7 protein-coding genes and 2 pseudogenes are annotated in these 8,347 nt (G+C 62.6%); 2 read left to right on the top strand and 7 right to left on the bottom strand.

Going from position 1 to position 8,347, the window contains the following annotated elements; translation table 11 throughout:
- Window positions 1-258, top strand: a pseudogene (gene glnA, locus EOA29_RS17220) (glutamine synthetase); the annotation flags it as partial.
- A 253-nt stretch (window positions 259-511) separates the two neighbouring features.
- On the opposite strand, the gene EOA29_RS17215 reads toward glnA, so the two are convergent.
- Window positions 512-1,549, bottom strand: coding sequence for a glutamine synthetase beta-grasp domain-containing protein (locus EOA29_RS17215; RefSeq protein WP_126094087.1), 1,038 nt, complete (start codon window positions 1,547-1,549; stop codon window positions 512-514).
- Window positions 1,550-1,862: 313 nt separating this feature from the next.
- Here EOA29_RS17215 and EOA29_RS17210 point away from each other — a divergent pair, with 313 nt between their 5' ends.
- A complete protein-coding gene (locus EOA29_RS17210) occupies window positions 1,863-2,057 on the top strand; it encodes a DUF2735 domain-containing protein (protein ID WP_126094088.1) in 195 nt (64 codons plus the stop codon).
- Window positions 2,058-2,136: 79 nt separating this feature from the next.
- Here EOA29_RS17210 and EOA29_RS17205 read toward each other — a convergent pair whose 3' ends face one another.
- The 6 genes and pseudogenes from EOA29_RS17205 to adh form a co-directional block, all read right to left on the bottom strand.
- A complete protein-coding gene (locus EOA29_RS17205; protein WP_127221189.1) occupies window positions 2,137-4,026 on the bottom strand; it encodes an MFS transporter in 1,890 nt (629 codons plus the stop codon).
- 367 nt (window positions 4,027-4,393) lie between these two features.
- Window positions 4,394-5,185 carry an ATP12 family chaperone protein gene (locus EOA29_RS17200; RefSeq protein WP_126094090.1) on the bottom strand — a complete coding sequence of 264 codons (792 nt, stop codon included), beginning with the start codon at window positions 5,183-5,185 and terminating at the stop codon, window positions 4,394-4,396.
- A 10-nt stretch (window positions 5,186-5,195) separates the two neighbouring features.
- The gene (locus EOA29_RS17195) at window positions 5,196-6,071 is read right to left on the bottom strand and encodes a DMT family transporter (RefSeq protein WP_189350699.1); all 876 of its coding nucleotides are present in this window, start codon (window positions 6,069-6,071) and stop codon (window positions 5,196-5,198) included.
- Window positions 6,072-6,112: 41 nt separating this feature from the next.
- On the bottom strand, window positions 6,113-7,099 hold the full coding sequence (locus EOA29_RS17190) for an RluA family pseudouridine synthase (protein ID WP_126094092.1): 987 nt from the start codon (window positions 7,097-7,099) through the stop codon (window positions 6,113-6,115).
- Window positions 7,100-7,324: 225 nt separating this feature from the next.
- Window positions 7,325-7,690, bottom strand: a complete 366-nt coding sequence (locus EOA29_RS17185; RefSeq protein WP_126094093.1) for a DUF779 domain-containing protein — start codon at window positions 7,688-7,690, stop codon at window positions 7,325-7,327.
- A 65-nt stretch (window positions 7,691-7,755) separates the two neighbouring features.
- Window positions 7,756-8,347, bottom strand: a pseudogene (adh, locus tag EOA29_RS17180) (aldehyde dehydrogenase); the annotation flags it as partial.

Raw genomic sequence — 8,347 nt, 5'->3', positions numbered from 1 at the left:
AACAAGATCCATCCCGGACAGCCGATGGACAAGGACCTCTACGACCTGCCGCCGAAGGAGCTGAAGAAGATCCCGACGGTCTGCGGCTCGCTGCGCGAAGCCCTGCAGAGCCTCGACAAGGATCGCGCCTTCCTGAAGGCCGGCGGCGTCTTCGACGACGACCAGATCGACAGCTATATCGAGCTGAAGATGGCCGAGGTCATGCGCTTCGAAATGACTCCGCACCCGGTCGAGTACGACATGTACTATTCGGTCTAACACTCTGATCGAATAGAAAATTAGGCCCTTGGAAGGTGCTCCTTTCCAAGGGCCTTTCATTTGCGGCGCGACCTGTCCGCCCATTGTCCGGCCTGGTGGAAGATTTGGCCATCAATAGGAAATGCGAACGCTCGCCGTCAGGCGACCGGGGAGGCCGTGCTCGCCGGCTGACGGCAGCGCATCGGCATTCGCCATGAAAAAAGCCCCGGCATTTTTTCCGCCGGGGCTTTTTTCTGTAATCGAAGCTCGTCCGTCAGGCGGCCGCTGAAACGGCGTCGGTCGAGACCTGCGAGATCGTCTTCAGGACCTGCGAGGCGATCTGGTAGGGGTCGCCCTGCGAGTTCGGACGACGGTCTTCCAGATAGCCCTTGTAGTCGTTCTTGATGAAGGAGTGCGGAACGCGGATCGAGGCGCCGCGGTCGGCGACACCGTAGGAGAACTTGTTCCACGGCGCGGTCTCGTGCTTGCCGGTCAGGCGCTTGTCGTTGTCCGGACCATAGACGGCGATGTGATCCATCAGGTTCTTTTCGAACTGCGCCATCAGCGCCTCGAAATAGGCCTTGCCGCCGACTTCGCGCATATAGTTGGTCGAGAAGTTGCAGTGCATGCCCGAGCCGTTCCAGTCGGTGTCGCCGAGCGGCTTGCAGTGGAACTCGATGTCGATGCCGTACTTCTCGGTAAGACGCAGGAGCAGGTAACGCGCCATCCACATCTGGTCGGCGGCCTTCTTGGAACCCTTGCCGAAAATCTGGAATTCCCACTGGCCCTTCGCCACCTCGGCGTTGATGCCTTCATGGTTGATGCCGGCGGCGAGGCAGAGGTCGAGATGCTCCTCGACGATCTGGCGCGCGACATCGCCGACATTCTTGTAGCCGACGCCGGTGTAATACGGGCCCTGCGGAGCCGGATAGCCGCTCTCGGGGAAGCCGAGCGGACGGCCGTCCTTGTAGAAGAAATACTCCTGTTCGAAGCCGAACCAGGCGCCCTCGTCATCGAGGATGGTCGCGCGGCTGTTCGACGCGTGCGGCGTCACACCATCGGGCATCATGACCTCGCACATGACGAGAACGCCGTTGGTGCGGGCCGGATCCGGATAAACCGCTACCGGCTTCAGCACGCAGTCGGAGCTGCGGCCTTCGGCCTGGTTCGTCGAGGAGCCGTCGAAGCCCCACAGCGGCAGCTGCTCGAGGGTCGGGAACTCGGCAAACTCCTTGATCTGGGTCTTGCCGCGCAGATTGGGGGTCGGGGTGTAGCCGTCGAGCCAGATATACTCGAGCTTGTATTTGGTCATTCCAGTGCCTCTCGTTGCTTGGACGCCGCGCCACGGCGGGATCGACGCACGGCCGGACCTGGCCGGCCTGCCGGTCGTTAAAAAGCAATTCGTGTGCCACTCTCCCCGCCCCGGGTGCGGCAAAATGATCGTGGCAACGCGTTGAATCTGTTGAGCCGTCTCAGCAATGCGCGGCAATCGTCCAACTGTAGAATATGCATAAATAGTAGGCAAATATTGATCTTTTTGCGGGCATATTGCCTAAATGAATCGCAGAACCTATCTTGGGAGAAAGTTGAATCGCCAAGCTCCTGGAGAATAAGGGAGGCCGCCAATGGAAGTCACCACGTCCCGTCCGTCGGCAAAGATTCTGATGTTCCCGCTTGCAGGTCGGGTATCTGCCTCAAATTTAGGCGCAAAGGCCAAATTCACGGCAGAGCTTGCCTCGCTGCGCAATACGCACGCCGATTTCGACGGTTGGTACCATGAGGCGGCCATCGAGGAAGAAAACCAGCAGCGCAAGAGCTGACCAAGACTTTCCAGTTCGGCATGAAAAAGCCCGGCGCGATCACTCGCGCCGGGCTTTTCATTCCAGAAGGGTCGATCGGCTAGTCCTTGCCGTGCAGGTCGGTGCCGAGCGTATCCCTGACGAAGATCATGCCGATGACGAGCGACATCGCGGCGATCACCACGGGGTACCAGAGGCCGTAATAGATGTCGCCCTTGTAAGCGCTCAGCGCGAACACCGTTGCCGGCAGCAGGCCGCCGAACCAGCCGTTGCCGATATGGTAGGGCAGCGACATGCCGGTGTAGCGGATGCGGGTCGGGAACATCTCGACCAGAATAGCGGCGATCGGGCCGTAGACCATGGTCACGAACACCACCAGGATGAACAGGATACCGATCGTCATCGGCCAGTTGATGGCGGCCGGATCGGCGGTCATCGCGAAAGCACCCCCCCCCGGAATGTTGTAGACGGTGATCTCAGACGCGCCAGCTGCCTCGTCCTTGGTCAGCAGCTTGTCGGTGACCGCCTTGTCGGCCGGAACCGTCGTCTTCTCGCCGCCACGGATGGCCGCAGCGTCGAGCTTCAGCTCCGGATTGGCCGCGACGAAGGCATCGAGCTTCTGGTCCGGCACCTTGGCGGCGGCGCGCTTCAGCGGGTAGCCGCCGTCCTGCAAGGCCATGTTGACCGCTTTGGTGAAGGCGCCATCCTTGGCCTTGGCCTGATCGCCGGCGGCGACGGCGTCGTATGATTGCACCGTGTCATTGCCGATCTTGACCGTAGCGGCGGTTCCGGGCGCGGCCGTCGTCACGACGTCATAAGGCACCGAGTTCTTGGTCAGGAAGGAGGTCGCGATGTCACAGGATGTCGTGAACTTCGCCGTGCCGACCGGGTTGAACTGGAACCTGCAGTCGCCGGGGGCAGCCGTCACCGTCGCGCGCGTATTCTGCTGCGCGGTGGCCAAAGCCGGGTTGGCGGCCCAGGTCAGCGCCTTGAACAGCGGGAAGGTGCAGACGATACCAAGCGCCAGGCCAGCCATGATGATCGGTTTGCGGCCGATCTTGTCCGACAGCCAGCCGAACACGACGAAGAAGAGCGAGCCTACCGCAAGCGCGATCGCGATCATGATGTTGACCGACTGCGCGTCGACCTTCAGCACGTTCGTCAGGAAGAACAGCGCGTAGAACTGGCCGTTGTACCAGATGACGGCCTGGCCGGCGGTCAGGCCGAGCAGCGCCAGAAGCGCGATCTTGGCGTTCTTCCACTGGCCGAAGGCTTCCGACAACGGCGCCTTGGAGCCCTTGCCCTCTTCCTTCATGCGCTGGAAGGTCGGCGACTCCGAGAGCGACAGCCGGATCCAGACCGAGACGGCGAGCAGCAGGAACGAGACGATGAAGGGAATGCGCCAGCCCCAGGCAGCATAGGTTTCCTTGCTGAGCGAACTCTGGACGCCCAGGATGACGATCAGCGACAGGAACAGGCCGAGCGTCGCCGTCGTCTGGATCCAGGAAGTGTAGTAGCCGCGGCGATCGTCCGGCGCGTGCTCGGCGACATAGGTCGCGGCACCGCCATATTCGCCGCCAAGCGCCAGGCCCTGGAACATGCGGAGCCCGATCAGGATCACGGGTGCCGCGATACCCCAACTGGCGTAACCGGGCAGCAGGCCGACCAGGAAGGTCGACAGGCCCATGATCGTCATGGTGACGAGGAAGGTGTATTTGCGGCCGACAAGGTCGCCGAGGCGGCCGAACACCAGCGCGCCGAACGGGCGGACGAGGAAGCCGGCGGCAAAGGCCAGCAGCGCGAAGATGTTGCGCGTCGCCTCGGGGATGGTCGGGCTGAAGAAGGTCGCGCCGATGAAGGCGGCCAGCGAGCCGTAAAGATAGAAATCGTACCATTCGAAAACGGTGCCGAGCGAGGAGGCGAAGATGACCTTCTTTTCCTCCCGCGTCATGCCGCGGCTTGTTCCGCCGGCGGTCGAAACCATTGCCATTGATATATCCTCCCGTGGATCCCGTATGTCCTCGATGACTGCGCGCCACCGTCCGCAACTTCTCCGAACGTGGACTCAAAAAAACGCGGCCAACGAAGAAAAAATGGCAGAAAGCGCCGCCAAAAGGCACCGAGACGATGGGATTATGACTTTCGTATTAGGTGCAATGCGAAAGCGGAGCGTGGCACTGGATGGCTCATCTCTAGTGGATCGTCGATCCACTCCAAGTTTGTTTTACGCAACTCCGGATGGAAGGCTACGGCGAAGTCGCTGAGCTCAACTGCTGCGCACTTTTCCTGGAATTGCTTGTTTTCTCTGTCGCAATTCCGAACCGAAACCCGCTGCGCACTTTTTTCCTGGAATTGCTCTAGGCTTGCAGCGCTTCCAGCAGGCTGACCGCCGCCATCATATCGCGCTTGCGGGCCGAGCGGCGCGCGACGGCCTCGGCATCCTGGCCCCAGTGCTCGATCTGCCAGTCCTCGTCGACATGGCCGGCGGTCCAGGCTTCCTCGCCTCCGAGCTCGCCGAAATCGACGGCAAGCGCCAGCAGCGCCGATCCGGTCAGCGAGGTCATGACATGGATGGCGGCCAGACGCAGCGGCTCGGCGCGCTGGGCAAGATGGGCGCCAAGGACGGCGATCGTCTCGCGCGGCTGCTCGACATGGATGACGCCCTCGGCAAGATTGAAGCGCGCACCAAGGCGGCTCCTCGCCCAATCGAGAACCGGGTCCCAGAGCTTGTTCTGCCGGTCCACCAGGCCCTGAGGGCTATCGGCGCGGTAGCAGAGCAGGTCCGACGAAGCGAAGCGCAGGACATCTTCGAGCACCGCTTGCGGGTCGCCGGCGACACCGTCGAGGGCCGTGTTGGCAAGGCGCATGACCGGCATGGTGACGGGGTCGATGACCTCGCCCTGCGCGGAAAACTCGTCAGCCACCAGCATCGCCGCTCTTTCTGTCGGCAGCACCAGCAGCGCCTTTCCCGGTGTTCGGACCGGCCTGCCGTCGAGATGGACGGCAAAACCGTTTTCGACCGGCACGACCGAAACAGCCTTGTAGAAGCGCTTCGGCAGCGGCGTCTTCATCTGGATCTGGGCGCGGCGCACCGGATCGGGATCGGAAAGCTGCTTTCCAGCTTCGAGGTCGTTGAGGATGTCGCGCATGTCGAACTCCTTACGGTGCGGGCTGCCTGCGCGCCGTCCGGTTGACGATGATCAGCCCGGCGGCGATCAGGCCAAGCGCCAGGAAGATCCGGACCGTCAGCGGCTCATCCAAGAGCACCGCGCCGCACAGCACGCCGAACACCGGCGACAAAAAGGCGAAGCTCGACAGGCCCGCTGCCGGATAGCGCGTCAGCAGCCAGAACCACAAAACATAGGTGAAGGCGACGATATAGAAAGACTGGAACAGCAAGGCCAGTGTCGGCAATGCGGCGATCTCGCGGATCGGCGGGCCGGCGAAAGGCATCACCAGGGCGCCGACGACAGCCGCGCCGGCGAGCTGATAGAGCAAGAGCTTCTCGGCACTGGTTTCTGCCAGTTTCGACCGCTTGATGACGATGCTGGTCAGCGCCCACAGGATGCCGGCACCAAGGCTCAGCAGATCGCCCGTCAGCGTCGCATTGTTGCCGGCGACGATACCGTCGAAGAAGACGGCCGCGAGGCCGCAGAAGGCGAGCACGAGGCCGGTAAGCTTGCGCGTGGTGATGCGCTCGCTGAGCAGGAAATGGCCGCCGACCAGCACCCAGAACGGCATGGTGTTGACCAAGAGCGTGTTGCGGGCGACGGTCGTGTACTCCAGCCCGACATAGAGGAACAAGAATTCGACGCCGAAGAGCACGCCCGCGACGATGCCGGCGACCAGCGTGCCATCCGCCTGAAAGAGTTTGATGCCACGCAGCCGGCACCAGCCGAACACGCACAACCCGCCAAGGATGGAGCGCGCGATGGAGACGAAAACCGGATCGTAACCGGCATACGAAACCTTGGCGGCGACGTAGTTCATCCCCCAGGACAGCGTCAGCCCGACCATGATGGCGGCCGCAGTCATGTCGACTGCGTCGCGGCGGTCGAGCGTATCGGTCGCGCCGCTCAATTGTTGTCCTCCGCGCTCTGCTCGTCGAAGCCGAGCAGGTTCCAGCTCTGGCGCATATGCGGCGGCATCGGCGCTGTGACATCGATGACGCCCTGGTCGGGATGCGGAATCACGATGCGGCGCGCATGCAGATGCAGCCGGTTCTGGATGCCGCCTGGAAATTCCCAATTGGTGTCGGCCTCGAAATATTTGGGATCGCCGATGATCGGGCAGCCGATATGGGCGGCATGCACGCGAAGCTGATGCGTGCGGCCGGTATATGGTTCCATCTCCAGCCAGGACAACGACTGCGCCGCCTGCTCGACGACGCGGTAATAGGAGACGGCATGGTCGGCGCCCTTCTCGCCATGCTTGGCGATGCGCACGCGGTCGCCGTCCGGCGTCGCCTCCTTGACCAGCCAGGTCGAGATCTTGTCCTCGCGCTTCGACGGCACGCCCTTGACCAGCGCCCAGTAGGTCTTCTTCGTGTCGCGCGCCCGGAATGCTTCCGAAAGCTTCATCGCGGCAAGGCGGGTGCGGGCAACGACCAGCACGCCCGAGGTGTCGCGGTCGAGACGATGCACGAGGCGCGGCTTCTCGCCCTTCTGGTTGCGCCAGGCCTCCAGCATGTCGTCGACATTGCGTGTCACGCCTGAGCCGCCCTGGACAGCGAGCCCCGCCGGCTTGTTGAAGACGAAGACTTTCGGATCCTCGTGCAGCAGCATCTTGGCGAGCACATCGGCATCGCCCTGGTTGCGGATCGAATGGCCGGTAAGCGGGGCGTCGCCCTTCTTGTCGACGTCAAGCGGCGGGATGCGGACGGTCTGGCCGGGCTCCACGCGCGTGTCAGGCTTCGCCCGGCCGCCATCGACGCGGATTTGCCCGGAGCGCAAAAGCTTCTGCAGATAGCCGAAGCCGAGGCCCGGATAGTGGACCTTGAACCAGCGGTCGAGCCGCATGCCCGCCTCGCCGGCTTCCACCGTGATCTGTTCAACACCTGCCATGACTTCGCTTTTCCGTTCGAAAGCGGCGCCATAGCACTAAAGCATGTCGCCCAAAAGTGCGGAGCGGCTTTGGGAGAACGACTTGCTCAAAAACAAGGAACTTGAAGCACGTCACCTGAATCGCTCAGCGCGACGTGCCTAAGGCAGGCAGGGTGCGAGCCAAAGACCCAACAAAGGGCGACGATTACCCCAATCGTCGCGGATCGATGGAATTCTTCCGCCCAGTCAATTCTTCGAAGATGGCGCCGGCGCGGCGCAGACCGTCGAGCGCGTCAGGAACCGTTTCTCACGGCCATTGTCGAGCGAGAACATGCCGCCCCTGCCCGGCACGACGTCGATGATGAGGTCAGTGTGCTTCCAGGCCTCGATTTGCGAGGCGCTGATGTAGACGGGCGTGTCGCCGATCTCGCCCAGCCTCACGTCATTGTCGCCGACCGTGAACTCTGCGCGCGGGTAGCACATCGGCGAGGACCCATCGCAGCAACCGCCAGACTGGTGAAACAGCACCGGCCCGTGATCGGCGATGATCTCGGCAAGCAGCGCCTCGGCCTCTGGCGTGGCCGACACTTTGCCCAACGAGGCCTTGTCCATGCGATCCTCCTGTCATGAAAGGAGGGTACGGCAAGCCGTACCCTCCCCTACGCGCCCTAGGAGGATTAGAAGAAGCCGAGCTTCTTCGGGCTGTAGCTGACCAGCATGTTCTTGGTCTGCTGATAATGGTCGAGCATCATCTTGTGCGTCTCGCGCCCGATGCCCGACTGCTTGTAGCCGCCGAAGGCGGCATGCGCCGGATAGGCGTGGTAGCAGTTGGTCCACACGCGGCCCGCCTGGATGGCGCGGCCGAAGCGGTAGCAACGGTTCGCGTCGCGGCTCCAGATGCCCGCGCCGAGCCCGTAGAGCGTGTCGTTGGCGATCGACAGCGCCTCGTCATCGTCCTTGAAGGTGGTCACCGACACCACAGGGCCGAAGATCTCTTCCTGGAAGATGCGCATCTTGTTGTGCCCCTTGAACACGGTCGGCTTGACGTAGTAGCCGCCGGCAAGGTCGCCCGGCAGATGGTTCTGCTCGCCGCCGGTCAGCACCTCGGCCCCTTCCTGGCGGCCGATGTCGAAGTAGCTCAGGATCTTTTGCAGCTGCTCGCTCGACGCCTGCGCGCCGATCATCGTGGCGGGGTCGAGCGGATCACCCTGGACGATCGCCTCTACACGCTTCAGCGCCCGCTCGATGAACCTGTCGTAGATCTTCTCA

The sequence above is a fragment of the Mesorhizobium sp. M1E.F.Ca.ET.063.01.1.1 genome (genome assembly GCF_003998155.1).
Lineage (GTDB): Bacteria > Pseudomonadota > Alphaproteobacteria > Rhizobiales > Rhizobiaceae > Mesorhizobium.
Note: the sequence above shows the minus strand (reverse complement) of the source record. Positions and strands in the feature narration are given on the sequence as shown.